20 protein-coding genes are annotated in these 25,769 nt (G+C 71.3%); 9 read left to right on the forward strand and 11 right to left on the reverse strand.

Annotated features, from left to right (window positions below; translation table 11 throughout):
* Window positions 1-115: 115 nt before the first annotated feature.
* Together rfbC and rfbA are read right to left on the reverse strand one after the other, a co-directional pair.
* A complete protein-coding gene (rfbC, locus tag EAO71_RS13715; protein WP_147977992.1) occupies window positions 116-724 on the reverse strand; it encodes a dTDP-4-dehydrorhamnose 3,5-epimerase in 609 nt (202 codons plus the stop codon).
* A 67-nt stretch (window positions 725-791) separates the two neighbouring features.
* A complete protein-coding gene (rfbA, locus tag EAO71_RS13720) occupies window positions 792-1,661 on the reverse strand; it encodes a glucose-1-phosphate thymidylyltransferase RfbA (protein WP_147977993.1) in 870 nt (289 codons plus the stop codon).
* A 103-nt stretch (window positions 1,662-1,764) separates the two neighbouring features.
* On the opposite strand from rfbA, the gene rfbB reads away from it, so the two are divergent.
* The 8 genes from rfbB to EAO71_RS13760 all read left to right on the forward strand — a co-directional run bounded on the left by rfbB (window position 1,765) and on the right by EAO71_RS13760 (window position 10,987).
* Entirely contained in the window at window positions 1,765-2,754 is a 990-nt protein-coding gene (rfbB, locus tag EAO71_RS13725; RefSeq protein WP_147977994.1) for a dTDP-glucose 4,6-dehydratase, read from the forward strand.
* Complete coding sequence (gene rfbD / locus EAO71_RS13730) at window positions 2,751-3,635, forward strand: dTDP-4-dehydrorhamnose reductase (protein ID WP_147977995.1); 885 nt, start codon at window positions 2,751-2,753, stop codon at window positions 3,633-3,635. The genes rfbB and rfbD overlap by 4 nt, the downstream gene beginning before the upstream one ends.
* Entirely contained in the window at window positions 3,632-4,900 is a 1,269-nt protein-coding gene (locus EAO71_RS13735) for a lipopolysaccharide biosynthesis protein (RefSeq protein WP_147977996.1), read from the forward strand. Before rfbD ends, EAO71_RS13735 begins: the two co-directional genes overlap by 4 nt.
* Window positions 4,901-5,051: 151 nt before the next feature.
* Window positions 5,052-5,444: a DUF2304 domain-containing protein gene (locus EAO71_RS13740; protein WP_261992125.1), complete on the forward strand. Its 393-nt coding sequence runs from the start codon at window positions 5,052-5,054 to the stop codon at window positions 5,442-5,444.
* Window positions 5,441-6,175, forward strand: coding sequence for a glycosyltransferase family 2 protein (locus EAO71_RS13745; protein WP_147977997.1), 735 nt, complete (start codon window positions 5,441-5,443; stop codon window positions 6,173-6,175). Before EAO71_RS13740 ends, EAO71_RS13745 begins: the two co-directional genes overlap by 4 nt.
* Window positions 6,172-7,077: a glycosyltransferase family 2 protein gene (locus EAO71_RS13750; RefSeq protein ID WP_261992126.1), complete on the forward strand. Its 906-nt coding sequence runs from the start codon at window positions 6,172-6,174 to the stop codon at window positions 7,075-7,077. Before EAO71_RS13745 ends, EAO71_RS13750 begins: the two co-directional genes overlap by 4 nt.
* Window positions 7,078-7,125: 48 nt before the next feature.
* The gene (locus EAO71_RS13755; RefSeq protein WP_147977998.1) at window positions 7,126-9,390 is read left to right on the forward strand and encodes a bifunctional glycosyltransferase/CDP-glycerol:glycerophosphate glycerophosphotransferase; all 2,265 of its coding nucleotides are present in this window, start codon (window positions 7,126-7,128) and stop codon (window positions 9,388-9,390) included.
* Window positions 9,391-9,448: 58 nt separating this feature from the next.
* Window positions 9,449-10,987 (forward strand): DUF6020 family protein, encoded by a 1,539-nt coding sequence (locus EAO71_RS13760; RefSeq protein ID WP_147977999.1) that lies wholly within the window; start codon window positions 9,449-9,451, stop codon window positions 10,985-10,987.
* 237 nt (window positions 10,988-11,224) lie between these two features.
* Here EAO71_RS13760 and obgE read toward each other — a convergent pair whose 3' ends face one another.
* The 7 genes from obgE to EAO71_RS13795 all read right to left on the reverse strand — a co-directional run bounded on the left by obgE (window position 11,225) and on the right by EAO71_RS13795 (window position 20,536).
* Entirely contained in the window at window positions 11,225-12,664 is a 1,440-nt protein-coding gene (gene obgE / locus EAO71_RS13765; RefSeq protein WP_147978000.1) for a GTPase ObgE, read from the reverse strand.
* 133 nt (window positions 12,665-12,797) lie between these two features.
* Window positions 12,798-13,052, reverse strand: coding sequence for a 50S ribosomal protein L27 (rpmA, locus tag EAO71_RS13770; protein WP_073914109.1), 255 nt, complete (start codon window positions 13,050-13,052; stop codon window positions 12,798-12,800).
* Window positions 13,053-13,066: 14 nt separating this feature from the next.
* Entirely contained in the window at window positions 13,067-13,387 is a 321-nt protein-coding gene (rplU, locus tag EAO71_RS13775; RefSeq protein ID WP_015033583.1) for a 50S ribosomal protein L21, read from the reverse strand.
* Window positions 13,388-13,587: 200 nt separating this feature from the next.
* On the reverse strand, window positions 13,588-14,514 hold the full coding sequence (galU, locus tag EAO71_RS13780; protein ID WP_147978001.1) for a UTP--glucose-1-phosphate uridylyltransferase GalU: 927 nt from the start codon (window positions 14,512-14,514) through the stop codon (window positions 13,588-13,590).
* A gap of 93 nt (window positions 14,515-14,607) precedes the next feature.
* On the reverse strand, window positions 14,608-18,339 hold the full coding sequence (locus EAO71_RS13785; RefSeq protein WP_147978002.1) for an Rne/Rng family ribonuclease: 3,732 nt from the start codon (window positions 18,337-18,339) through the stop codon (window positions 14,608-14,610).
* Between the two features lie 235 nt (window positions 18,340-18,574).
* Window positions 18,575-19,366 (reverse strand): TIGR03936 family radical SAM-associated protein, encoded by a 792-nt coding sequence (locus EAO71_RS13790; RefSeq protein WP_147978003.1) that lies wholly within the window; start codon window positions 19,364-19,366, stop codon window positions 18,575-18,577.
* 126 nt (window positions 19,367-19,492) lie between these two features.
* Window positions 19,493-20,536, reverse strand: a complete 1,044-nt coding sequence (locus EAO71_RS13795; protein WP_147978004.1) for a hypothetical protein — start codon at window positions 20,534-20,536, stop codon at window positions 19,493-19,495.
* Window positions 20,537-20,743: 207 nt separating this feature from the next.
* Here EAO71_RS13795 and EAO71_RS13800 point away from each other — a divergent pair, with 207 nt between their 5' ends.
* Window positions 20,744-22,186, forward strand: a complete 1,443-nt coding sequence (locus tag EAO71_RS13800; protein WP_261992127.1) for a recombinase family protein — start codon at window positions 20,744-20,746, stop codon at window positions 22,184-22,186.
* A 48-nt stretch (window positions 22,187-22,234) separates the two neighbouring features.
* Here EAO71_RS13800 and EAO71_RS13805 read toward each other — a convergent pair whose 3' ends face one another.
* Window positions 22,235-24,166 carry a TIGR03960 family B12-binding radical SAM protein gene (locus tag EAO71_RS13805; RefSeq protein WP_147978006.1) on the reverse strand — a complete coding sequence of 644 codons (1,932 nt, stop codon included), beginning with the start codon at window positions 24,164-24,166 and terminating at the stop codon, window positions 22,235-22,237.
* A 50-nt stretch (window positions 24,167-24,216) separates the two neighbouring features.
* Window positions 24,217-25,752 (reverse strand): CYTH and CHAD domain-containing protein, encoded by a 1,536-nt coding sequence (locus EAO71_RS13810; protein WP_147978007.1) that lies wholly within the window; start codon window positions 25,750-25,752, stop codon window positions 24,217-24,219.
* Window positions 25,753-25,769 lie beyond the last annotated feature (17 nt).

Genomic DNA, 25,769 nt, shown 5'->3' on the forward strand with positions numbered 1-25,769 from the left:
CCCTGGGCCCGGCCCCCCGGTACGCGGACGGCCCCGCCGCCCCCGGGAGGGGGTGGCGGGGCCGTCGGCGCGCGGCCGTGGCCGCCGGACGGGGATGTCCGGTGGGCGGGTCYGCTCAGCCTTCGACGGTGCCGAGGGAGGCGCGGAACGCCAGGCAGTCCTCGTAGCGCGGCAGGATGCCGGCCTCGCGGGCCTGGGCCAGCGTCGGGCCCTGCGCGTCCTTGGCGGACAGCTCGGGCTCTCCGGTGACCGGCCAGGCGATGCCGATCTCGGGGTCCAGCGGGTAGACGGTCCGCTCGCGCTCGGGGGCGTAGCCCTCGGAGCAGAGGTAGGTGACCGTCGCGTCGTCCGTCAGGGCGCAGAAGCCGTGCCCGAGACCCTCGGAGAGGTAGACCGCGTTGCGCTGGGTGTCGTCGAGGCGCACGGCCTCCCACCGGCCGAAGGTCGGCGAGCCGACCCGCACGTCGACGATCACGTCGAGCACGGCGCCGCGGACGCAGGTCACGTACTTCGCCTGCCCCGGCGGGACGTCGGCGAAGTGGATGCCGCGCAGGACGCCGGCCGCGGAGACCGACATGTTGGCCTGCTTGAGACCGAGCGGGTGGCCGACGACCTCGGCGAGCCTGTCCGCCTTGTACCACTCGAGGAAGAGGCCGCGGGCGTCCCCGTGCTGCTGCGGAACGAATTCCCAGGCGCCCTCGATACCGAGGGGATTGACCTTCATTGCGAAGTCCTTATATCGGTGCGATATCAGTGCGGTGACGCCGCGAATACGAAAACGGCGACAGCGGTTACGCCTCGTACGCGAGAAGGTTCAGCAGATAGTCGCCGTAGCCGCTCTTGGTCAGCGGCTCGGCGAGGGCGCGCAGCTGCTCGTCGTCGATGAACCCGGCACGCCAGGCGGCCTCCTCGAGGCAGCCGATCTTCATGCCCTGGCGCTCCTCGACGACCCGGACGTACTCGGACGCCTGGACCAGGGACTGGAAGGTGCCGGTGTCGAGCCAGACGGTGCCGCGGTCGAGGACGGAGACCTGCAGCTCACCGCGGTCGAGGTAGTACTTGTTGACGTCCGTGATCTCCAGCTCGCCGCGGTCGCTGGGCTTGAGGCCCTTGGCGACCTCGACGACACGGCTGTCGTAGAAGTACAGACCGGGCACGGCGTAGCGGGACTTCGGGTTCGCCGGCTTCTCCTCGATGGAGCGGGCGCGGCCCTCCTCGTCGAAGTCGACGACGCCGTAGGCGGTGGGGTCGGACACGGCGTGGGCGAAGACCACACCGCCCTCGGGCCGCTGGAACGTGGCCAGCTGCCGGCCGAGGCCGACGCCGTGGAAGATGTTGTCGCCGAGGATGAGGGCGACGGGCTCGTCGCCGATGAACTCCTCGCCGATCACGAAGGCCTCGGCGATGCCGGCGGGGCGGTCCTGGGTGGCGAACTCGATGTTCAGGCCCCAGTCCGAACCGTCGCCGAGCAGCCGCTCGAACTGCGGGCGCTCCTCGGGTCCGGTGATGACCAGGATGTCCCGCAGGCCCGCCATCACGAGCGTCGACAGCGGGTAGTAGATCATCGGCTTGTCGAAGACCGGCATCAGCTGCTTCGACACGGCTCGGGTGATCGGCCAGAGCCGGGAGCCGGTACCACCGGCAAGCAAAATTCCACGCATGGTCCCGCAGCCTACGACAGCCGCCGGGTACCGGCCGCCACGATGCCGGTGACACCCGCCACTGAACGGGGCCCTTCGGGGAGCCCATAGAATGGCGTCCCTTATGAAGATTCTCGTCACCGGCGGCGCCGGCTTCATCGGTTCTCAATTCGTGCGCGCTCTCCTCTCCGGGGAGCTGCCTTCGGGCGAGGGTGCCCATGTCACGGTCCTGGACAACCTGACCTACTCGGGCAACGAGGCGAACCTCGCGCCGGTGGCCGACAAGGCGGGCTACACGTTCGTCCACGGCGACATCCGCGACGCCGCGGTCGTCGACGACGTGATGCGCGGCCAGGACGCCGTCGTGCACTTCGCGGCCGAGTCCCACGTGGACCGTTCGATCATGGACGCGTCGCCGTTCGTGACCACGAACGTGCTGGGTACGCAGGTGCTGCTGGACGCCGCGAAGCGCCACGGCGTGGGCCGCTTCGTGCACGTCTCCACGGACGAGGTGTACGGCTCCATCTCCGAGGGCTCCTGGACCGAGGACTGGCCGCTGGCCCCGAACTCCCCGTACTCGGCCTCCAAGGCGGGCTCCGACCTGCTGGCGCTGTCGTACCACCGCACGCACGGCATGGACGTCGTCGTCACGCGCTGCTCCAACAACTACGGGCAGTACCACTTCCCCGAGAAGATGATCCCGCTGTTCGTGACGAACCTGCTGGACGGGAAGAAGGTGCCGCTGTACGGCGAGGGCCTGAACATCCGCGACTGGCTGCACGTCTCGGACCACTGCCGTGGCATCGAGATGGCGCTGCGCGGCGGCCGCGCCGGTGAGGTGTACCACATCGGCGGCGGCACCGAGGTGACCAACAAGGAACTGACCGGCATGCTCCTCGACGCCTGCGGCGCCGGCTGGGACATGGTCGAGCACGTGGCCGACCGCAAGGGCCACGACCTGCGCTACTCCCTGTCGATCGCCAAGATCCAGGAGGAGCTGGGCTACACCCCGCTCGTCACCTTCGAGCAGGGTCTCGCCACCACCGTCGACTGGTACCGCGACAACCGCTCGTGGTGGGAGCCGCTCAAGGCGAAGGCGGCGCTCTCCGCATGAGCCGCTGGCTGATCACCGGTGCGGGCGGCATGCTCGGCCGTGACCTGCAGGAGGTCCTCCGGGAGGGCGGGGCGCACTCCGTCACCGCGCTCACCCGCAAGGACCTGGACATCACCGACCTGGAGGCCGTCCGGGCCGCGGTCGCCGGACAGGACGTCGTGGTCAACGCGGCGGCCTGGACCGACGTCGACGGCGCGGAGGCCGAGGAGGCCGCGGCGACCCGGGTGAACGGCGACGCCGTGCGGGTCCTCGCGCAGGCCTGCGCCGAGCAGGGCGCGGTGCTGCTGCAGGTCTCCACGGACTACGTCTTCCCCGGGGACGCCGACCGGCCGTACCCGCACGACGCCCCGACCGCTCCGGTGAACGCCTACGGCCGCAGCAAGCTGGTCGGCGAGCTCGCCGTCGCCGAGCTGCTGCCCGAGCGCGGCTACGTGGTGCGGACGGCCTGGCTGTACGGCGCGCACGGCCGCAACTTCGTCTCCACGATGCTGGGCCTGGCCGAGCAGCGCGAGACCCTCGACGTGGTCGACGACCAGCGCGGTCAGCCGACCTGGACCCGGGCGCTCGCCCGCCAGCTGCGGGACCTCGGCGAGGCGGCGGTGGCGGGCACGGCCCCGGCCGGTGTCTACCACGGGACCGCGAGCGAGACGGCCACCTGGTTCGACCTCGCGCGGGCGGCGTTCGAGCTCTCGGGTCTCGACCCGGAGCGGGTGCGTCCGACCACGTCGGAGAAGTTCGTCCGGCCGGCCCGGCGTCCGTCGTACAGCGTCCTGGCGCACGAGCGCTGGGCCGAGGCGGGCATCGCCGTGCAGCCGCACTGGCGTGACCAGCTCACCGAGGCGCTCCGTTTCATGACCGAGGGCGGACGGCCTTCCCAGTGAGTCTGCTCGACCGCATCACCACCGCCCTGCCGCGAGGCACCGCTTTCGTCGGTGTCGGCACCGTGGTGCTCGGCGGGGCCAACTACGTCCATCTCGCGGCGGCGGGGCACTCGCTCTCCGTCGACGACATGGCGAGCTTCTCGGTCCTGTGGACCGTCGTGGCCTCCATAGGACTGGGTCTGTTCTTCCCGGTCGAGCAGGAGATCACCCGGGTGGTCGCCGCCCGGGTGGTCGCCGGCGACGGGGCGCTGCCCGTGCTGCGGCGCGGCGCGGCGCTCTCGTTCGCGCTGCTCGCGGCGGTGCTCGTGCCGCTCGGGCTGTTCGCCGATCAGCTCGCCGACCTGTTCTTCCACGGGGACCGCAGCCTGGTCCTCGCGCTCGGCGGCGCCTTCGCGGCGCTGGCCTGCGCCCATGTGACGCGGGGCATGCTCGCGGGACTGGGCCGTTTCGAGGCGTACGGGTTCCAGCTCGGTCTCGACGGCCTGCTCCGGATCGGGCTGTCCGCGGCCATGGCGCTGGCCGGGGTGACCTCCGTCTTCGCCTTCGCCATGGTGATGACCGTGGCTCCGGTGATCTCGGTGCTCGTCACGCTGCCGTCCGTGTTCCGCGGGGCGCGCGCGGGCTCGACGGCGCGCTGGGGGGAGCTGATCGAGCACCTCGGGCTACTGGTCGGTTCGACGCTGCTCGCGCAGGTACTGGTCAACATCGCCGTGATCAGCACCAAGTTGATCGCGACGGACGACAACGCCCTGGTCGCCGCGCTGCTCTCGGCGCTGGTCCTGGCCCGGGTGCCGCTGTTCGCCTTCGGCGCCTTCCAGGCGTCGCTGCTCGCCGGTCTGTCGACCGCGCAGGCGGAGGGCGACACCCGCGGCTACCGCCGGATGCTGCTGCGCGCCTCGGCGATCACGCTGGGTCTCGGCGCCGCGTTCGGTATCGGCGCGGTCGCGCTGGGGCCGGTGCTGCTGCCGATGCTGTTCGGCGCTCCGGACGTGCTGGGGCCGGTCGACTTCGCCTGGCTGTCGATCGGCACGACGCTGTACATGCTGGCGATGGTGCTCGGCCAGGCGCTCCTCACGAGTGGTGCCGCACGGCAGCAACTGCTGGCGTGGGTCGTGGGAACGGTCGTTCTCGGTGCGATTACTCTCAGTCCGCTGGAGCTGCGGACGAGGGTCGAGATCGCCTACGCAGTAGGGTCGCTGGCGGTGGTCACCAGCATGACTCTCGTTCTTCGCTCTCGTGTAGGCTACCGTTCGGTGCACTCATAGGAATGATCACCATTCCCTCACTCTCCGTGACCATCGCGGCGGACAGTGGACTGCAATCCGGCGGCTTCTTCGCCAGCCGCCCACCCTGGAAGAGTAGACAGGCCCTTTCCATGAGTCGTCCGATACACCGGAGCCTGGCGTGAAGTTGTGGATGCTGACTTCGGTCACCGGAGTCTTTCTCGTCGCGTGCATCATCGAGCTGTTGCGCCGCCGCAAGCTCAAGGAGAAGTACGCGTTCCTCTGGGTGCTCACCGGCCTGGTGATCATCCCGCTCGGCTTCTTCCCGACGGGTCTCGACTCCATCGCCCGCGCGGTGGGGGTCGCCTCGGGTGTCAGCCTCATCCTCTTCCTGAGCGTCGCGTTCCTCTTCATCGTCTGCCTCCAGCTGAGCTGGGAGGTGGGTCACCTCGAGGAGGAGGGCCGCACCCTTTCGGAGGAAGTGGCTCTGCTCCGCATCGACGTACAGGAACTGCGGGCGCAGGCGGAGAAGAACGCGCCGTCCGGGGAGAAGGCCGACGCGGCCGGCCAGGGGGGCCTCAAGTGATCGACGGCAAGCGCGTATTGATCATCATGCCGGCGTGGAACGAGGCCGAGGGCGTCGCCGACGTCGTCAAGGAGGTCCACACGACCCTCCCCGGCGTCGACGTCCTCGTCGTGGACGACGGCTCGGCCGACGACACGGCCGCCGTGGCCCGTGGCGCCGGCGCCACCGTGATGAAGCTCCCCTACAACCTCGGCGTGGGCGGCGCGATGCGCGCCGGCTACCGCTATGCGCACGACCGCGGCTACGACGTGGCCATCCAGGTCGACGCGGACGGTCAGCACGACCCGCGCAACGTGCCCCAGCTGCTCGAGCGCCTGGACGCCGGCGCCGATCTGGTGATGGGCGCGCGCTTCGCGGGCACCGGGGACTACGAGACCCGCGGCCCGCGCAAGTGGGCGATGCTGGTGCTCGCCTTCTGGCTCTCCCGGATGGCGAAGACCAAGCTCACCGACGTCACCTCGGGCTTCCGCGCCTCCAACCGCGACCTGATCGACGTCTTCGCGCACTGGTACCCGGTCGAGTACCTGGGCGACACCGTGGAGTCCACGATCGCCGTGGTCCGGGCCGGCTACCGCATCGAGCAGGTGCCCGTCGCGATGCGCCCCCGTGCCACCGGCACCCCGAGCCAGTCGCCCTGGAAGGCGACGCTCTACCTCGGCCGCATCGGCATGATCCTGCTGCTGGCCCTCAGCCGGCGCTCGGCGCTCGGCCCCAAGGGGAAGGGCAAGTGACGGCGGTGGACACCCTCGACATCATGCTGCCGCACTACGGCGACACCGGTCTCCTCCAGGCCGCCGTGCGCAGCGTGCTCGACCAGACCGACAAGGACTGGCGGCTGACCGTCGTCGACGACGGCAAGGAGGAGGGTGTCCCCGAGTGGTTCGCCTCCCTCGGCGACAGCCGCGTCCGCTACCTGCGCAACGAGCAGAACCTCGGCATCACCAAGAACTTCCGCAAGTGCGTGGACCTGGTGGAGTCCTCGCACTTCACCATGCTGGGCAGCGACGACATCCTGCTCCCGGACTACGTGGCGACCATCCGCAGGACGGTCGCCGCGGTCCCCGACGCGGCGATCTACCAGCCCGGCGTCCAGGTCATCGACGAGAACGGCGCGCCGTCGACCACCCTCATCGACGAGGTCAAGCGGCGCCTGTACGCGCCCAAGGCCACCAGCCGTCAGGTGCTGTCCGGCGAGCCGCTCGCCGCGAACCTGCTCAGCGGCAACTGGCTGTACTTCCCCTCGATCTGCTGGCGCGCGGACATCGTCAAGGAGATCAGCTTCCGGGAGGACCTGTCGGTCATCCAGGACCTCGCGCTGATCATCGAGATCATCCGGCGGGGCGAGAAGCTCGTCGTCGAGCCGACGACGGCGTTCCAGTACCGCAGGCACTCCGCCAGCCTCTCCTCCGGGGAAGCCGTGTCCGGCGCCCGCTTCGGCGAGGCCCGCCGCTTCTTCCTCGACGTCGCCGACCAGCTCGACCGCCACGGCTGGCCCAAGGCCGCCCGGGCGGCACGACGCCACCTCTCCATGAGACTGCACGCGCTGAGCATGGTTCCCGGAGCGCTTCGCCGGCGCCGGTCGGGGACCATACGCACTCTTCTCGGCTACGCCTTGTCCACGAGTCAGCGCTGATCAGACAGCCAAGCCCCTGTCTCCCACGTCAGATTCCACGGTATTGAGATGACACAGACGCAATCCTCCGCTTCCGAAGCTCCCCTGTTCAGCATCATCGTTCCCACCTTCAAGGTGGAGGCGTTCCTGCGGGACTGCCTGGACTCCGTGCTGGAGCAGTCTTTCCAGGACTACGAGCTCCTCGTGGTGAACGACTGCTCGCCGGACGGATGCGGCGAGATCATCGACGACTACGCGAAGGCCGATGCCCGCGTCGTCCCGATGCACCTGGAGCAGAACGTCGGTCTCGGCCGTGCGCGGAACGCCGGCATGGCCCGCGCCAAGGGCACGTACCTGCTGTTCCTGGACAGTGACGACACGATGCTGCCCGGATCGCTCGCCGCGATCGCCGCGCGCATCGAGGAGACCTCGCGCCCGGACCTGGTGGTCTTCGACTACTCCCGTACGCACTGGGACGGCCGCATCGCGCCCAACAGCCTGGCGCACGTGCTGGCCAAGGCCGCGCAGCACGGCTCGTTCTCGCTGAAGGAGCAGCCCGACCTGCTGATGCTGCTCCAGGTCGCGTGGAACAAGGCGTACCGACGCGACTTCATCGAGCAGTGGGGCTTCCAGTACCCGACGGGCTACTACGAGGACACCCCCTGGACCTACCCGGTGATGATCGCGGCGGAGTCGATCTCCGTCCTCGACCGGGTCTGCGTCTACTACCGCCAGCGGCGCCAGGGCAGCATCCTGCACTCCACCAGCCGCAAGCACTTCGACGTGTTCGACCAGTACGACCTCGTCTTCGCCTTCCTCGCCGAGAACCCGCAGTTCGACGAGTGGCGCGGGACGATGTACGAGCGGATGGTCAACCACTTCCGCGCGGTCGAGTCCTCCCCCGGCCGGCTGCCCGACGACTCCCGCGCCGAGTTCCGCGAGCGCTGGCAGGTGGCCGACAAGGCCCACCGTCCGCAGGGGCAGACGGAGATCAAGCCCAAGGGCGCGCTGGTCCCGAGCAAGCACCGCTCCAAGGCCCGCAAGACCGTCCACGCGCTGCGCAAGCAGAAGTCGCTGGGCGCGCGCCTGAAGAAGAAGCTCCGCAAGCGCGTCCTGTCGGCGTACTACCGCGCCCAGCGGATGCTGCCCGTCCAGAAGGACGTCGCGGTCTTCTCCGCGTACTGGGGCGCCCGCTACGCCTGCAACCCCGCGGCCATCGACGAGAAGATGCGGGAGCTCGCTCCCGGCATGCGTGCCGTGTGGATCATCAAGGACGGCGCCGACGCCCTCCCGCCGAAGGGCACCGTCACCGTCCACCCGGGCTCGCTCGGGTTCTGGAAGGCGATGGCCCGCGGCAAGTACTTCGTCAACAACGTCAACTTCGCGCCGAACGTGGTCAAGCGCCCCGGCCAGGTCCACCTGCAGACCCACCACGGCACGCCGCTGAAGCGCATGGGCGTCGACCTGGCGGAGTACCCGGTCGGCCGCCGCGGGATGAACCTGCAGCGCCTGATGGACCGTGTGGACCGCTGGGACTACAGCCTGACGTCCAACAGCTYCTCCACCGCGATCTGGGACCGCGCGTACCCGTCGTACTACGAGCCGCTCGGCTACGGCTACCCGCGCAACGACGTCCTCGTGAACGCCACCGCGCAGGACGTGGCCACGGCCCGCCGCAAGGTCGGCCTCGCCGAGGGCACCAAGGCGGTCCTGTACACGCCGACGCACCGCGACTACCACGAGGGCCCCCAGCAGATGCTGGACCTGGACCGGTTCGCGGAGGCGCTGGGCGAGGAGTGGACCGTGCTCGTCCGGGCGCACTACTTCTACTCGCAGGGGAGCCTGCTCGCGGGCGGCACGAGCGGCAGCGCCCGTCTCGTCGACGTCAGCGCGTACCCCTCCGTGGAGGAGCTGTACCTCGCGTCCGACTGCCTGCTGACGGACTACTCGTCGGTGATGTTCGACTACGCGAACCTCGACCGACCGATCGTGATCTACGCGAACGACTGGGACGTCTACCGCACCACCCGCGGCAGCTACTTCGACATCACCGTCGACTCCCCCGGCCTGACGCTGCAGACGGAGGAGGAGCTCACCGACGCCTTCGCCTCCGGCCGCTGGAACAGCGAGGAGTCCGACCGGGCCCGCGCCGAGTTCCGCAAGCGGTTCTGCGAGTTCGACGACGGTCACGCCGCGGAGCGCGTGGTGCGCAAGGTGTTCCTGGGTCAGGACAACGTGCCGGCGGTGCTGCCGATCGGCGACCGCCCCGTGGTGCCCCGTCCGAACGAGGAGCCGGCGACGCCGCCTCGCCCGCGTGACCGAGAGACCGTCTGAACCGGCTAGTCTGTTCGACTGATCCTTCGTCCGCCCTCGACCAGCCAGCGGAGCCGAGTTGAATCTCCCGCGCATCCCCTACCTCAGCGAACAGTGGGCAAAAGTCCCGGAACGTCGCCGACTGCCCCTGGCGGTCTACGCGACCACCCAGGTGCTGTTCCTGCTGTGGTGGGCCGCGTTCTACCCCGGCGCCCTGAGCTACGACTCGATCACCTATGTGTGGCACGTCACCACGGGCCACTGGGAGTCGAACCACTCGGTGGCGTACGACGCCCTGGTGTGGCTGTCGCTCAACACCACGGGTGATCTGGCCGTCCTGACGCTGGCTCAGACCATCGCCATGTCGGCGGTGCTCGCCTACTGCGCCGGCACCCTGCGGGAGTGGGGTGTCCGGGGCCGCTGGGCGGCGCTCGTCGCGGTGGTCCTCGCCGTGGCGCCGCCGACGGCCGTCTTCGTCATCTTCGTGTGGAAGGACGTGCCGTTCGTCATCGGCGGCATCCTGGCCTTCGGCGCGGCGGGCCGGCTCGCGGCCCGCCGGGCGCGCGGCCGGCAGGCCGAGCGCGACCGGGTGTTCTACCGCGACATGGGACTGCTCTTCCTGGGCTTCCTGTCCCTGGCGCTCTTCCGCAACAACGGCATGCTCGTCGCCGTCGTCGCCGCGCCGGTGCTGCTGCTGTCGCTGCCGAAGATGCGGCGGTGGCTGCTCGCGGCGACGGCCGTGCCGGTCGCGGTCTTCATGCTGCTCACCGCGGTGATCTACCCCGCCGCGGGTGTGAAGACGCCGCCGAAGGACGCGGTCTACGCGTTCTTCTACGCGGACATCGCGGTGGCGTACAAGCAGCGCCCGGGCTTCTTCACCAAGCAGGACAAGGCGCTGATGAAGGACATCGCGCCGCTGTCCCACTGGGGCGGACGGGCCGGCAACTGCTACAACGCCGACTGGGCGATGGAGTCGCCTCCGATGAACCGGCCGCTGGCGGCCGAGCGCAACGACGAGCTGATGGCGCTGTGGCGCCGGGTGCTGAACCGCACGCCGGACCTCGTCGTCGGTGCGCGGGTGTGCCGTGCGCACATCGCGTGGGCGGTCTTCCCCGGGCCCAAGGAGCTCCGCGCGAACACGCTGCTCAGCGACCCGCAGACGTCGAAGACGCTGTTCAGCTACCTCAAGTGGAACGACGACATCAAGAACAGCGAGTACCGGCCGATCCTCAAGATCCGCCCGCTGAACGAGTCGCTCCACACCCTGGCCGACTTCTCGTGGCGTGCCAGCAAGGTCCCGCAGCTGCAGTGGCTGCTGTTCCGCGGCGCGATCTGGTGCTACGCCACCTACGCGATCGTGCTGCTCTTCCGCCGCCGGACGAAGCTGGCCGGCGTGCCGGCCCTGCTGGCGGTGACGCTGGGCCTCCAGCTGACCGTGCTCGCGGCCAACCCGGCGCCGCTGTGGCGCTACATGATCGGCCCGATCTTCATCGGCGTCCTGACGCTCCCGCTGATCAAGGCCAACCCGCGGTTCGCCAAGCGGAAGGACGAGGGATCGGCGAAGGCCGACCCGAAGTCGGACCGGGAGCCCGAGCCGGAGCCCGAGCCGGTGCACTGACCGTCACACCGTACGAAGAGGGGCCCGCCCCCGGCCGCGTCAGCGGCTGGAGGCGGGCCCCTCTTCGGTCTGTGCGAGGGCGCGAGAGCGCCGTGGAAACGCCGCCGCGCCGGACTCCGTGAGGAGTCCGGCGCGGCGGCGTGGACGGACGGGCTCGTGCGGCCCGCCCAGGCCCTTCGGGCGGACCCGGGGCTTGCCGCGGAAGTCCCGCCTGCCCCGCGGCGCCCGGCACACGCCCTAGAAGGGGTCGAACTCGTCGTACTCGCGCTGTGCCTCGTCGCGCTCGGCGTCGCGGTCCCGGCGGCGCTGGGCCGCGGGGCGCGGGGCCTCCAGGCGGTGGTCCTCGCCACGGCGGCCGAGCATCTCGGCACCGGCCATCATCGTGGGCTCCCAGTCGAAGACGACCGCGTTGTCCTCGGCACCGATGGCGACGCCGTCGCCGGCGCGGGCACCGGCCTTCATCAGCTGGTCCTCGACGCCCAGGCGGTTGAGGCGGTCGGCCAGGTAGCCGACGGCCTCGTCGTTGTTGAAGTCGGTCTGGCGGACCCAGCGCTCCGGCTTCTCGCCGCGCACGCGGTAGAGGTCCTCGCTCTCCTCGTACGTGACGGTGAACCCGGCGTCGTCGACGGCCTTCGGACGGATGACGATGCGGGTCGCCTCCTCCTTCGGCTTGGCCGCCCGCGCCTCGGCCACGATGCCGGCCAGCGCGAAGGACAGCTCCTTCAGACCCGTGCGGGCCACCGCGGACGCCTCGTAGACCTGGTATCCGCGCTCCTCCAGGTCCGGGCGGATCATGTCCGCGAGGTCCTGGCCGTCCGGGATGTCGATCTTGTTGAGGACGACGATCCGGGGCCGGTCGTCCAGGCCGCCGTACTGCCGCAGCTCCTCCTCGATGACGTCGAGGTCGGAGATCGGGTCGCGGTCGGACTCCAGGGTCGCGGTGTCCAGGACGTGCACCAGGACGGAGCAGCGCTCGACGTGGCGCAGGAACTCCAGGCCCAGGCCGCGGCCCTGGCTCGCGCCCGGGATGAGGCCGGGGACGTCGGCGATCGTGTACACGGTCGATCCGGCGGTGACGACACCCAGGTTCGGGACCAGCGTCGTGAACGGGTAGTCCGCGATCTTCGGCTTGGCGGCGCTCAGCACCGAGATCAGCGAGGACTTGCCGGCGCTCGGGTAACCGACCAGGGCCACGTCGGCGACGGTCTTGAGCTCCAGGACGATGTCCCGCGACTCGCCGGGCTCGCCGAGCAGCGCGAAACCGGGGGCCTTGCGGCGTGCGGAGGCCAGTGCGGCGTTGCCGAGGCCGCCTCGGCCGCCCTGGCCCGCGACGAAGGTGGTGCCCTCGCCGACCAGGTCGGCGAGCACGTTGCCCTGCTTGTCGAGGACGACGGTGCCGTCCGGCACGGTGAGGACGAGGTCCTGGCCGTCCTTGCCGGAGCGGTTGTCGCCGGCGCCGGGCTGGCCGTTCGTCGCCTTGCGGTGGGGCGAGTGGTGGTACTCGAGGAGTGTGGTGACGGACTGGTCGACGACCAGGATCACGTCGCCGCCACGGCCGCCGTTGCCGCCGTCGGGGCCACCGAGCGGCTTGAACTTCTCGCGATGGACGGAGGCGCAGCCGTGGCCTCCGTTACCCGCGGCGACGTGCAGCTCGACGCGGTCCACGAAGGTGGTCATGTTCTGTGCCTCCAGTTGGGGGTCCCCCGGCCGGCCGGCTGGAGGCAAACGTGCGGAATGTCTATCTAGTAACACGCGAAAGGCGGACCCGCTTCCCCAAGGGGAAGTGAGGTCCGCCTCCGCAGAGAACCGATCAGGCGACCGGAACGATGTTCACGACCTTGCGGCCACGGTGGGTGCCGAACTGCACCGAACCGGCCTGCAGGGCGAACAGGGTGTCGTCGCCGCCGCGACCGACGCCCGAGCCCGGGTGGAAGTGGGTGCCGCGCTGGCGGATCAGGATCTCACCGGCGCTGACGACCTGACCGCCGAAGCGCTTCACGCCGAGCCGCTGAGCGTTGGAGTCGCGACCGTTCCGAGTGGACGATGCGCCCTTCTTGTGTGCCATCTCTCCTCAGTCCCTTACTTCGCAGCCGCGGGGATGCCGGTGACCTTGATCGCCGTGTACTGCTGGCGGTGGCCCTGGCGACGGCGGTAACCGGTCTTGTTCTTGTAGCGAAGGATGTCGATCTTCGCGCCCTTGTGGTGGTCCACGACCTCGGCCGTGACCTTGATGCCGGCCAGGACCCAGGGGTCGCTGGTCACGGCGTCGCCGTCGACAACGAGCAGGGTCGAGAGCTCGACCGTGTCGCCAACCTTGGCAGTGGAAATCTTGTCAACCTCAACGATGTCGCCGACAGCAACCTTGTGCTGGCGACCACCGCTGCGCACGATGGCGTACACGCGGATCTCTCTCTCACTCGGGAACGAACCCCTGATGCCAGCCGCTCACACGGGCCGGAGCCCGCGGTGATCCGGAAGTGGACGAGCGGCCTCTCCCGGCAGACCGGGAGGAGGGTGCTCAGGGGTGGTGGCGCGCCATACGACACGCCGACGGTCAAGGTTACGGGCCGGTGCCGTAGGGGGTCAAATTCGGCGGAAGGTCACGCGTCGCCGGTCTCGGCGACGAAACCGCGCAGCCACTCCCGGAACCCGGGGCCGAGGTCCTCCCGCTCGCACGCGAGGCGCACGATCGCCCGCAGGTAGTCGCCGCGGTCGCCGGTGTCGTAGCGGCGGCCCTTGAAGACCACACCGTGCACCGGGCCGCCGAGGTCCTCGTCCTGCGCCATCTGCTGGAGGGCGTCGGTGAGCTGGATCTCGCCGCCGCGGCCCGGCTCGGTCTCCTTGAGGATCCCGAAGACGGCCGGGTCGAGGACGTAGCGGCCGATCACCGCGTAGCTGCTCGGCGCCTCGGCCGGGTCCGGCTTCTCCACCAGGCCGGTGATCCGGACGACGTCGGCGTCGTCGGTCGGCGCCACGGCGGCGCACCCGTACAGGTGGATCTGCGCCGGGTCGACCTCCATCAGCGCGATGACGCTGCCACCGCGCTGGGCGAGGACCTCCAGCATCCGGGCCAGCAGCGGGTCGCGCGGGTCGATCAGGTCGTCCCCGAGGAGGACCGCGAAGGGCTCGTCACCGACGTGCGGGGCCGCGCACAGCACCGCGTGGCCGAGACCGCGCGGGTCGCCCTGGCGGACGTAGTGCATCGTCGCGAGCTCGCTCGACTCCTGGACCTTCGCCAGCCGCTCCTCGTCGCCCTTGCGGGTGAGCGCGGACTCCAGCTCGTAGTTCCGGTCGAAGTGGTCCTCCAGCGGGCGCTTGTTGCGGCCCGTGATCATCAGGACGTCCGGGAGACCAGCCGACACCGCCTCCTCGACCACGTACTGGATCGCCGGCTTGTCGACGACCGGAAGCATCTCCTTGGGAGTCGCCTTCGTCGCCGGCAAGAACCTGGTGCCCAGACCGGCGGCAGGAATGACGGCCTTGCGGACGGTGACGGGCCGCGCGGGCCCGGTGGGGGTGTTGTTCATCGAGCTGGTTCCTGGTTCCGTGTCGCTTTGCTTCAAAGCCGTGTGGGCCGTCCCCTTGCGAGAACGGCCCACACGGGCTGTGTCGGTACTGCGTCAGTCCTGCGCGGGGGCGGCCGTCTTCTTGGCGGCGGCCTTCTTGGTGGTCGTCTTCTTCGCCGCGGTCTTCTTCGCAGCCGCCGCCGTCTTCTTGGTGGCGGCCTTCTTCGCGGTGGCCTTCTTGGCGGTCTTGCGGACCGCCTTCTTGGCCGGGGCGGCTGCCTCGGCCTCGGGCTCCGCGGCGACGACCGGGTCCTCGACCGCGACCGGGGCGGCGGTCGGGGCGTCGACCACCAGGACGGCGGCCTCCTCGGCGCCGCTCGGCGAACCGGCGGGAGCGGTGACCTTGCGGACCACCCGGCGGCGGGCCCGCGGCGGGGCGGCCACGGGGGCCTCCTCGACGGCGGGCGCCTCGACGACCGGCTCCGGCGCGGCCTCGGCGACCGGCTCCGGGGCGACGACCGCCTCCGGGGCGGCCGCGGGGGAACCGGCGGGAGCGGTGGCCTTGCGGGTCGCCCGGCGGCGGGTCCGGGGAGCCGGGGCGGCCTCCTCGGCGACCGGCGCCTCGACGACGGGCGCCTCGGCGACCGGCTCCGGCGCGGCCTCGACCACGGGCTCCGGGGCGGGTGCGGACACGGGCGAACCAGCGGGCGCGGTGGCCTTGCGGGTCGCCCGGCGGCGGCCACGGCCACGGGTGGCGGCGGCCTCCGCCTCGGCGGCGCTGCCGTACAGCTCCTCGTCCGCGGCGATGGGCTCCTCCACGGCGACCGGCTCGGCGATCTCCGCGGCGATCTCCGCCTCGGTCTCCACCGTCTCGGTCTCCGCGGCCTCGACGTGCTCGTGCTCGTGCTCGTGGTGCTCGGCACCACCGCGGCCGCGCTTCTTCGAGCGCTTGCCGCTGCCGCCGCCGCCCTGGCCGGCCGGCTGCTCCATGTGCACGATCACGCCACGGCCGTTGCAGTGGACGCAGGTCTCGGAGAAGGACTCCAGCAGGCCCTGGCCGACACGCTTGCGGGTCATCTGGACCAGGCCCAGCGAGGTGACCTCGGCCACCTGGTGCTTGGTCCGGTCGCGGCCCAGGCACTCCAGGAGGCGGCGCAGCACCAGGTCCCGGTTGGACTCCAGGACCATGTCGATGAAGTCGATGACGACGATGCCGCCGAGGTCCCGCAGACGCAGCTGGCGGACGATCTCCTCGGCCGCTTCGAGGTTGTTCCTCGTCACGGTCTCTTCGAGGTTGCCGCCCTGGCCGGTGAACTTGCCGGTGTTGACGTCGACGACGATCATCGCCTCGGTCTTGTCGATCACCAGCGAACCGCCGCTCGGCAGCCAGACCTTGCGGTCCAGCGCCTTCATCAGCTGCTCGTCGATCCGGTAGGTCGCGAAGACGTCGACCTCGCTCGTCCACCGCTGGAGGCGGTCGCCCAGGTCGGGCGCCACGTGGTTGACGTAGCCGTGGATGGTCTCCCAGGCGTCGTCACCGCTGACGATGACCTTGGAGAAGTCCTCGTTGAAGATGTCGCGGACGACGCGGACGGTCATGTCCGGCTCGCCGTACAGCAGGCTCGGCGAGGAGGTCGTGGACATCCTGGACTTCTTCTGGATCTCCTCCCACTGCGCCTGGAGCCGCTCGACGTCGCGGCGCAGCTCGTCCTCGCTCGCGCCCTCGGCGGCGGTGCGCACGATGACGCCCGCGTCCTCGGGGACGATCTTCTTGAGGATGGTCTTCAGGCGGGCGCGCTCGGTGTCCGGGAGCTTGCGGCTGATGCCGGTCATCGAGCCCTCGGGGACGTACACGAGGTAGCGGCCCGGCAGGGAGACCTGGCTGGTCAGACGCGCGCCCTTGTGGCCGATCGGGTCCTTCGTCACCTGGACGAGGACCGACTGGCCGGACTTGAGGGCGGTCTCGATGCGGCGCGGCCCGTTGGCCATGCCGAGCGCCTCGAAGTTGACCTCACCGGCGTACAGGACGGCGTTGCGGCCCTTGCCGATGTCGACGAAGGCGGCCTCCATGGACGGCAGGACGTTCTGCACCTTGCCCAGGTAGACGTTGCCGACGTACGAGGTGGCCTGCTCCTTGTTGACGTAGTGCTCGACGAGCACGTTGTCCTCGAGGACGCCGATCTGGGTGCGCTCGCCGTTCTGGCGGACGACCATGACGCGCTCGACGGCCTCACGGCGGGCCAGGAACTCGGCCTCGGTGATGATCGGCACGCGGCGGCGGCCCTGCTCGCGTCCCTCGCGGCGGCGCTGCTTCTTGGCCTCCAGGCGGGTGGAGCCCTTGATGGACTGCACCTCGTCCGAGGAGGTGCCGCCCTCGAGCCTCTCCCGGGCCGGGCGGGGCTCGCGGACCTTGACGACCGTACGGACGCCGTCCTCCTCGCCCGCCTCGGAGTCGGAGGCGTCACCGCTGCGGCGGCGACGACGGCGACGACGGCGGGAGCTGCTGGTGCCGGCGGCGGACGGGGTGCCGCCCTCGTCCTCGGACTCCTCGTCCTCGGAGTCCTCGTCGGCCTGGTCGGAGTCGTCCTCGGCGTGGGCCTCGTCGCCCTCCTCGGCCTCCTCGGCGTCGGCGAGCTCACCGCGACGGCGGCGACGGCCGCCACGACGGCGACGGCGGGACGGACGGTCCTCGTGGTCCTCGTGGTCGTCGGTGTCCTCGGCCTCCGCCTCGGGCTCCTCCGCCTCGACCTCGGGCTCCTCGGCCACGGTGGAGGGCACGGGCTCGACGACGGGCTCGGCCGGCTCACCACGGCGGCGGCGACGGCGACGGCCGGCCGGCTCGGGGCGCTCCTCGGCGGCCGGCGTCTCCACGACGGCCTCGGCGGTCTCGGCGGTCTCCTCGACCTCCTCCTCCGGCTCCGCGGTCTCGGCGGCCACGGCGGCGGCGGCCGCGGCGGTCTCCGGGGTCTGGAACATCGGCTCGGTGAAGACCGGGGCCTGGAACACGGCGACGGCGGGGCGGGCGGCGCGGCGACCCCGCGGGGTCTCCTCCGCCTTGGGCGCCACGACCGGCTCGGAGGTGAACTGCGGCGAGGTGGCGCGGCGGCGCGTACGGCCGCGGGTGGCGGCCTGCTCGGCGGCGGCGACCTCGGGCTCGGCCTCGGCGGCGGTGATCTGCGCGACGGTCTCCTGCGGCAGGCTCTCGCCGGCCGGCTCAGGGGTGGTCGCCTTGCGGGTGGCACGACGACGCGTACGCGGCGCCGGAGCGGCCTCCTCGGCGGGCGCCTCCACGGCGACCGGAGCCTCGACCGCGGCCGGAGCCTCGGGCGTCTCGGCCGTCTCCGCGACGGGCTCAGGGGTGGTCGCCTTGCGCGTCGCACGACGACGCGCACGCGGCGCCGGAGCGGCCTCCTCGGCGGGCGCCTCCACGGCAGCCGGGACCTCGGGGGTCTCGGTCGCCTCCGCGACGGGCTCAGGGGTGGTCGCCTTGCGCGTCGCACGACGACGCGCACGCGGCGCCGGAGCGGCCTCCTCGGCGGGCGCCTCCACGGCGACCGGGACCTCGACCGCGGCCGGAGCCTCGGGCGTCTCGGCCGTCTCCGCGACGGGCTCAGGGGTGGTCGCCTTGCGCGTCGCACGACGACGCGCACGCGGCGCCGGAGCGGTCTCCTCGGCGGGCGCCTGCTGGGCGGCCGCGGCCTCGGGGGCCGGTGCGTCCACGACGACCTCGGCGGCGGTGTCCGCGGCGACCGGGGGGCCGGCCGGGCGGGAAGCGGCGCGGCGCCTGCGGCGCGGCGGCAGCTTGTCACCGGGTGCGGTGTTGTTCTCTTCGTTCGGCTCGAGCATGCGGGCGGTTCTCCCGTCACGCTCCCGGGCGCCGCGCCTGGTTCCGGTCCGGCGGCACGGCCGCGCGCAGTGCGCGGTGCCGCCGTCCGGGGCGCGGGCGCCGCACGGGAGCTGATGTCTGGCTCGCCGGTTCCGTACGCCTGTTGCGCACGGCCTGGCGAAAGTCTCCTGTGTCAGTGCGCGGCCCGACCCAGGTGGCTCCCGAGTACCAGGGCTGCGCTACAACGACCGCTCCTTACGCGGTACCGGTACCCGGCGCCGTCGCTGAGGAGGTCGCGGCGGCCGTGGGTGGAGCGGCCGTGACTGCCTCGCGGTCGGGCGCGAGCGGGTCGGTCACCGTGCCGGACTCCTCGTCGAAGAGCCCCTGCGCCAGCCTGGTCACCGCAGCGGGGACCGGCGGCGCCAGGTCGGCCACAGCTCGGAGACCGGACAGGACGTCGTCGGGTCGCACGGCAGGTGTCACGTGCCGAACAACCAGCCGCAGTATCGCACAGGCATTGTCCAGCGGCCTATCAGCCTCGGAACGAGCCTGTGGACGGTCGGCGACGAGGTCGGCGACGGCGGAACGGGCGTCGAAGGTGCGGATGCCGTTCTTCGTCTTGCGCTGTACCTCCACGGTCTCGGCCGCGAGGAAGGCCGCGACGGCCTTCTCCGCGTCCTCGACGGTGACGCCGTCGAGCCGCAGCTCCCACACGGAGGCGGTGAGCCGGTCGGCGAGTCCGGAGGTCCGGGCCTCGACGGCGTCGGTGATGTCGAGGCCGTCGGGGAGCGACTCGTCGAGCAGCGCCCGCAGCACCTGCGGGTCCCGCTGTTCGGTGAGGGCGATCTCCAGGTACTCGGCCTCGGAGCCCGTACCCGTGGGGGCGGCGTTGGCGTACGACACCTTGGGGTGCGGGGTGAAGCCGGCCGAGTACGCCATGGGCACCTCGGCTCGGCGCAGCGCACGCTCGAACGCGCGCTGGAAGTCACGGTGGCTGGTGAACCGGAGGCGGCCGCGCTTGGTGTAGCGCAGTCGGATGCGCTGCACCGCCGGTGCGGGCGGCGGGCCTTCGGGCTGTCGCTTGCCCAGTGGTTCTTCTCCTCGGTGCGGAGCGGGCGCGGTGGCGCGCCGCCCACGGAATGCGGGTGGCCCCCTGGGGGGCCCGTTACCGGCTCACCCCTGCTTTCGCAGGGAGATCTCGGGTGCGGGCGCCGCGCCGGAGGCGTTCGTTGTACTACCCAGAGTACGCGCCGGGGCCACCACCGGTTCCACAGGCTCGGTCACCCGGGGTCCGCCGACCAGCGCGTGCCAGGCGTCGCGGCGGGCCTGGCGGACGGTGGCACGCGCGGTGGCGAGCGCGTCGCGGGCGGCGCGGCCCGCCTCGACGGCCGCGATGCGGGCCGGCGCCCAGATCCGGTCGCGGGTCCAGTGGCCGACGGGAGTGCAGACGCTCCGGTAGAACCAGGCGGCGGGCCTCCCGACGAGATTCCAGGCGGCGCGGCCGAGGGCGCGCCAGACGGCCCGGGAGACGAATCCGGCGATCCGCCAGCAGACCGTGAGCGCGTCGAGGAGCTCGCGGCCGAGGGGGACGAGGACGCGTCGCCCGAGCCAGCGGAGCGGGACGACGACGCCGTAGCGGACCACGGGCACGAGGACGTAGCGCCACGCGCCGACCCAGGGCCAGACGAAGAGCGCCTTGCCGGCCCAGGTCAGGGCGTGGCCGAGGCCGGTGAGGCCCAGGGCCAGTGCGCGTCCGGTGGGGGCGATCACCCATCGGTGGATCCAGCGGGCCAAGTGGCCGAGGCCGGTGCCGATCGGCACGAGGACCGCGCGGTACAGCCATCCGGCGGGCACTCCGATGCCGTAGCGGCAAACCGGYACGACCACRTACCGCCACAGCCCCACCCACGGCCACACGAACAACGCCTTCGCCAGCCACTCCGCGGTCATGAAGAGGCCGCGCAGGACGGGTACGAGGACGTGCTCGGCGAGCCATCCCAGCGGGACGGTCACGGTGTACCGGAAGAGCCAGGCGGCGGCCCGCGCCACCGGACGCAGCAGCACCCGGTCGAGGGCCTTCGCGGCGACGACGAGGAGGTCCCAGACCATCCGGACCGGGACGACGACGACCAGGACCACGATCCGGACCGGAATCCTCACGGCCGCCGTCAGACAGCCCTCCGGTTCGGGCCGGGGCTGCGCGTTCTCCATGCTCATGCCGGGAATGACGCGACGGCCCGGTGGAGGGTTTCCCCTCGCACCGGGCCGTCGCCGGAGTGTTACCGGAACGGGCTGCTTCACGACCGTCAGCGGCAGCAGCTTCTGCCCCGTGGGGCCGATCTGGATCTGGGTGTCCATCTGCGAGAGATCCACACACCCACGACCAAGCCCGGGACCTGCCGTTGTCAGGGCATGAAGAAAAGCTTGAACGAAGATCTGGGCGCGTGCGCGACCGGGGTCCACTGGAGGGAGACCGACCTGGCGCTAATCGAGGAGCTCCGCCGGGACGAGCGCACGCTTCCCGTGGACGCCCCTCGCGCCTTGATCTCGGTGCGGCTCTCGACCCTCACCGCGGACACCACCTCACCCGTGCGCCAGGAGCTCGAACTGCGGAGTCTGGCCAGGGAAAGAGGGCTGCGTGTCGTGGGTGTCGCCAGAGATCTGAACGTCTCGGCCACGCGGGTCCCGCCCTGGCGACGCAGAGAACTGGGGCGCTGGCTGAACGACAGGGTGCCGGACTTCGACGTGATCCTCTTCTGGAAGATGGACCGCTTCGTCCGGCGGGTGACCGATCTCAGCACCATGATCGACTGGTGTGCGGCCCACGGGAAGAACCTGATCTCGAAGCATGATGTCATCGACCTGTCCACCCCCCTCGGGAAGGCGGCGGCAGAGCTCGTCGGAGCTCTGTCGGCGATCGAGACGCGAAGCACGAGCGCCAGGGTGGCGAGCCTCTGGGACTACGCCAGAACCCAGTCGGACTGGCTCGTGGGCAAGCCGCCCTACGGATACACGACCGATGGCGGCGGGAAGCTGGTCATCGAGCCTCGAGCCGGCCGCGTACTGCGGTGGTGTCATCGGGCGGCGGTGCGGGGAGTCTCCGCACGCCGCATGGCCACCGTGCTCGTCCGTGGTCGGATCCCCACCGGCGGGGGCGGCCAGTGGACGGCCACCACGCTGCTGAGGAGACTGCGGAACCCGGCACTGATGGGCCTGCGTGTCGTGGAGGACAAGGACGGCGGGGTCCGCCGGTCGAGGGTCGTCCGCGACAAGGACAACCTCCCCGTCCGCGTGGCCGACCCGATCTTCACCGAGACCGAGTGGGAGACCCTTCAGACCGCTCTCGACCGGCGGAGCCGATCGCAGCCCCGTCGCAACCCGGCCGGCGCGACCGCCTTCCTGGGGGTTCTGGTCTGTGCGGACTGCGGGACGAACATGACCGTCCAGCGGACTGCCGTGAGGAGCCGTACGTACGCCTACCTGCGCTGCCGGAGTTGTCGGAGCGGAGGCTTGGGCGCTCCTGACCCGGATGCCGTCTACCGCATGCTGCACAGCCAGGTCATGGCCGCATGGGGCGCGCATCCGGTGCGGGTGCGGGAGTACGTGAGCGACCGTGGAGGGAGCCGGCGGTCCACGCCGCGCTGGGCCGTATCGACGAGCGGTGAGACCTTCGGTGACCGCTGGGAACGTGCGGGCAGGCAGGTCATGGCCGACGACCTGCGGCGGGCCGGCGTCACCTGCCGGGTGAGTCGCACGAAGATCCCCGGAACCAGAGCGCCCGCCATCGAGCTGCAGCTCAGCGTCCCGGCCGATGTCGAGGAGCGGCTGATCATCAGGCGGGCCGCCTTCCCGGAGGTCGGCCGTTGACGCCGTCGGCCCCGTCCGAGGTGGACGGGGCCGACGGCGCAGGCGCTGCTACTTGTTGACGACCGACAGCGGCAGAAGCTTCTTGCCCGTCGGGCCGATCTGGATGTCGAGGCCCATCTGCGGGCAGACCCCGCAATCGAAGCACGGCGTCCAGCGGCAGTCCTCGACCTCGGTCTCGTCCAGCGCGTCCTGCCAGTCCTCCCAGAGCCAGTCCTTGTCCAGACCGGAGTCCAGGTGGTCCCAGGGCAGGACCTCCTCGTAGGTGCGCTCGCGCGTCGTGTACCAGTCGACGTCGACGCCCATGCCGGGCAGCGTCTTCTCGGCGCACGCCATCCAGCGGTCGTACGAGAAGTGCTCGCGCCAGCCGTCGAACCGGCCGCCGTCCTCGTACACCGCGCGGATGACCGCGCCGATGCGGCGGTCGCCGCGCGACAGCAGGCCCTCGACGATGCCCGGCTTGCCGTCGTGGTAGCGGAAGCCGATGGAGCGGCCGTACTTCTTGTCGCCGCGGATCTTGTCGCGGAGCTTCGTCAGGCGCGCGTCGGTCTCCTCGGCGGAGAGCTGCGGCGCCCACTGGAACGGCGTGTGCGGCTTCGGCACGAAACCGCCGATCGAGACCGTGCAGCGGATGTCGTTCTGGCCGGAGACCTTGCGGCCCTCGGCGATGACGTTGACCGCCATGTCGCCGATCTGGAGGACGTCCTCGTCGGTCTCCGTCGGCAGGCCGCACATGAAGTACAGCTTCACCTGGCGCCAGCCGTTGCCGTACGCCGTGGAGACGGTCCGGATCAGGTCCTCCTCCGAGACCATCTTGTTGATGACCTTGCGCATGCGCTCGGAGCCGCCCTCGGGGGCGAAGGTGAGACCGGAGCGGCGGCCGTTCCTCGTCAGCTCGTTCGCGAGGTCGACGTTGAACGCGTCCACGCGGGTCGAGGGGAGGGACAGGCCGACCTTGTCGGCCTCGTACCGGTCGGCGAGGCCCTTGGCGATGTCACCGATCTCGGTGTGGTCGGCGCTCGACAGGGAGAGCAGGCCGACCTCCTCGAAGCCGGTCGCCTTGAGGCCCTTCTCGACCATCTCGCCGATGCCGGTGATGCTTCGCTCCCGCACGGGGCGCGTGATCATGCCGGCCTGGCAGAAACGGCAGCCGCGGGTGCAGCCGCGGAAGATCTCGACGGACATCCGCTCGTGGACGGTCTCGGCGAGCGGGACCAGCGGCTGCTTCGGGTAGGGCCACTCGTCGAGGTCCATGACGGTGTGCTTGGACACGCGCCACGGCACGCCGGAGCGGTTGGGGACGACGCGGGCGATCCGGCCGTCCGGCAGGTACTCGACGTCGTAGAAGCCGGGGATGTAGACCGACCCGGTCTTGGCGAGGCGGAGGAGGACCTCCTCGCGCCCGCCCGGGCGGCCCTCGGCCTTCCAGCCCCGGATGATCTCGGTCATGTCCAGCACGGCCTGCTCGCCGTCGCCGATGATCGCGGCGTCGATGAAGTCCGCGATCGGCTCGGGGTTGAAGGCGGCGTGGCCGCCGGCGAGCACGATCGGGTGGTCGACGGTGCGGTCCTTGGCCTCCAGCGGGATGCCCGCCAGGTCCAGGGCCGTGAGCATGTTGGTGTAGCCGAGCTCGGTGGAGAAGCTCAGGCCGAAGACGTCGAAGGCGCCGACGGGGCGGTGGCTGTCCACGGTGAACTGGGGCACGTGGTGCTCGCGCATCAGCTCCTCGAGGTCCGGCCAGACGCTGTAGGTCCGCTCGGCGAGAACGCCCTCGCGCTCGTTCAGCACCTCGTAGAGGATCATGACGCCCTGGTTGGGCAGACCGACCTCGTACGCGTCCGGGTACATGAGTGCCCAGCGGACGTCGGCGGACTCCCACGGCTTGACCGTGGAGTTCAGCTCTCCGCCGACGTACTGGATCGGCTTCTGCACGTGCGGGAGCAGGGCTTCGAGCTGCGGGAAGACAGACTCGGCAGCAGACATCTCGAACCTTCGTGAGCTGGCAGGGGGCGACTCTCAAGCGTACCCGGTGCTCAGCGGGTCCCCGGCGCGCCGAGTCCCGGCCGGGACGCCTTCGCCCAGACCTGCGGAAACTCCCGCTCGCGGGCGGCGCAGTCCGCTTCCTCCCGGCCGTACAGGACTCCCCAGGTGAAGGCGGACTCCCCCGCCGCGTGGGCCTGGACGGCCAGGGTGCGCAGGGCGTCGCGGGCGACGACGCCGTCCTGGTGTTCGCCGAGGAGGCTCTGGACGGCCTTCACCCTCTTGGTGAACTTCCTGGCGGGTTTTCCGAGCGCGGGGGTGGCGGCCTCGGCGGCGTAGCGGGTGCGCTTGGCGGCCTTGCGGGCCTCGTGCATCGCGAGGTCGCGGTCGTGGCCGGCGGGGAGGGCGAGGGCGTGCTCGGCCCGGTCCGAGAGCCGGGCGTGGTCCTTGCGTACGGCGGCGGCGAGGACGGGTCCCGCGTCCCGGTGGGCGGCCTTGCGCAGGGGTGGGTCGGCGAGGACCGCGTCGAGGGTGGTGAGGAGGGCGAGGTGGCGGGCGGAGTCGAGGGCGGTGAGGACGCGGCCGCGGGCGGCGGCGGCGGACTTCGCGTTCCGGATCCGCAGCCGGGCGTGGACGGGGCCGAGGACGAGGGTCCGCGGCAGTTCGTCGACGCGGGCGCGGAGCCGGGCGGCGAGGACCTCCTGGTCGCGGGCGACGCCGAGTTCGCCGGCGAGCCACTTCAGCTCCTCGCCGAGAGGGTCGGTGACCCTGCGGTCCAGGACCTTGCGGTAGCTCTTGAAGGCGCTGCGGAGTCTGCGGGTGGCCACCCGCATCTGGTGGACGGCGTCGGGGAGGTCGCGGCGCACGGCCGGGTCGAGGGCGACGAGGGCGTCGCGCTGTTCGCGCGCGTAGGCGAGGATCAGGCCGCCGGCGGTCGTCTCGTCCGGGGCGCCGTCCGTCGGGGGGCCCGCTGGGGAGTGCGGGCCGCCGCCGGTCTCGGCCAGCGCCCGGGCCAGCTTCGAGGCGGACTCCGAGGGGTGCACGCCGGCCTTCTTCAGGTGTTTCTCGACGGCGTCGAGGACGGCCGGGTCGGCGTCGTCGGCGAGTTCGACCTCGATCTCGGTCCAGGTGGTCTCGCCGGTACCGCCGGCGCCCAGGCGTTCGGCGTGGACGGTGTCGACGGAGAGTTCGGCGAGCAGCGTTCCGGAGGCGTCGAGGAGGTGGTGGACGTCGCGGTGGGAGCGGAGGCGGACCACGGGGACGACCTGTTCGTCGCGGACGCGGGAGCGCAGGAGCTGCGCCAGGGTGCGGGGCAGGGTGTCGGCCAGCGGCGCCCGGATCTCGTCGCGGATGCCGGTCGCGACGGGGAACTTGAGGTGCCAGCCCGCGTCCTCGCCGCCGGTGCGGCGGCGCAGGGTGAGGGAGTCGGCGGCCAGCAGCAGCCCGGGGGTGTCGTAGTAGACGGCGTCGAGTTCGGTGACGCCCCGGTCGAGGACGGCGAAGACTCCCGGAGCCCGGGTGAGGTCCGGGAGTCCTGTGCCGGGTGTGGCCTCGTACTTCCGCTCGATCTCGCGCTTCGTCTCCGCCATGCATCGAATCTAGACGC

Origin of the sequence: Streptomyces sp. MS191 (genome assembly GCF_008042125.1) — a bacterium.
In the GTDB taxonomy this organism is placed as follows: Bacteria; Actinomycetota; Actinomycetes; order Streptomycetales; family Streptomycetaceae; genus Streptomyces.

Excerpts from the sequence above, each read along its gene's own strand:
- rfbB (WP_147977994.1), top strand. The coding sequence starts at position 1,765 with ATGAAGATTCTCGTCACCGGCGGCGCCGGCTTCATCGGTTCTCAATTC.
- EAO71_RS13740 (WP_261992125.1), top strand. The coding sequence starts at position 5,052 with ATGCTGACTTCGGTCACCGGAGTCTTTCTCGTCGCGTGCATCATCGAG.
- galU (WP_147978001.1), bottom strand. The coding sequence starts at position 14,514 with ATGAACAACACCCCCACCGGGCCCGCGCGGCCCGTCACCGTCCGCAAG.
- rpmA (WP_073914109.1), bottom strand. The coding sequence starts at position 13,052 with ATGGCACACAAGAAGGGCGCATCGTCCACTCGGAACGGTCGCGACTCC.
- EAO71_RS13805 (WP_147978006.1), bottom strand. The coding sequence starts at position 24,166 with ATGTCTGCTGCCGAGTCTGTCTTCCCGCAGCTCGAAGCCCTGCTCCCG.
- obgE (WP_147978000.1), bottom strand. The coding sequence starts at position 12,664 with ATGACCACCTTCGTGGACCGCGTCGAGCTGCACGTCGCCGCGGGTAAC.
- rfbA (WP_147977993.1), bottom strand. The coding sequence starts at position 1,661 with ATGCGTGGAATTTTGCTTGCCGGTGGTACCGGCTCCCGGCTCTGGCCG.
- EAO71_RS13810 (WP_147978007.1), bottom strand. The coding sequence starts at position 25,752 with ATGGCGGAGACGAAGCGCGAGATCGAGCGGAAGTACGAGGCCACACCC.
- EAO71_RS13785 (WP_147978002.1), bottom strand. The coding sequence starts at position 18,339 with ATGCTCGAGCCGAACGAAGAGAACAACACCGCACCCGGTGACAAGCTG.
- rfbD (WP_147977995.1), top strand. The coding sequence starts at position 2,751 with ATGAGCCGCTGGCTGATCACCGGTGCGGGCGGCATGCTCGGCCGTGAC.
- rfbC (WP_147977992.1), bottom strand. The coding sequence starts at position 724 with ATGAAGGTCAATCCCCTCGGTATCGAGGGCGCCTGGGAATTCGTTCCG.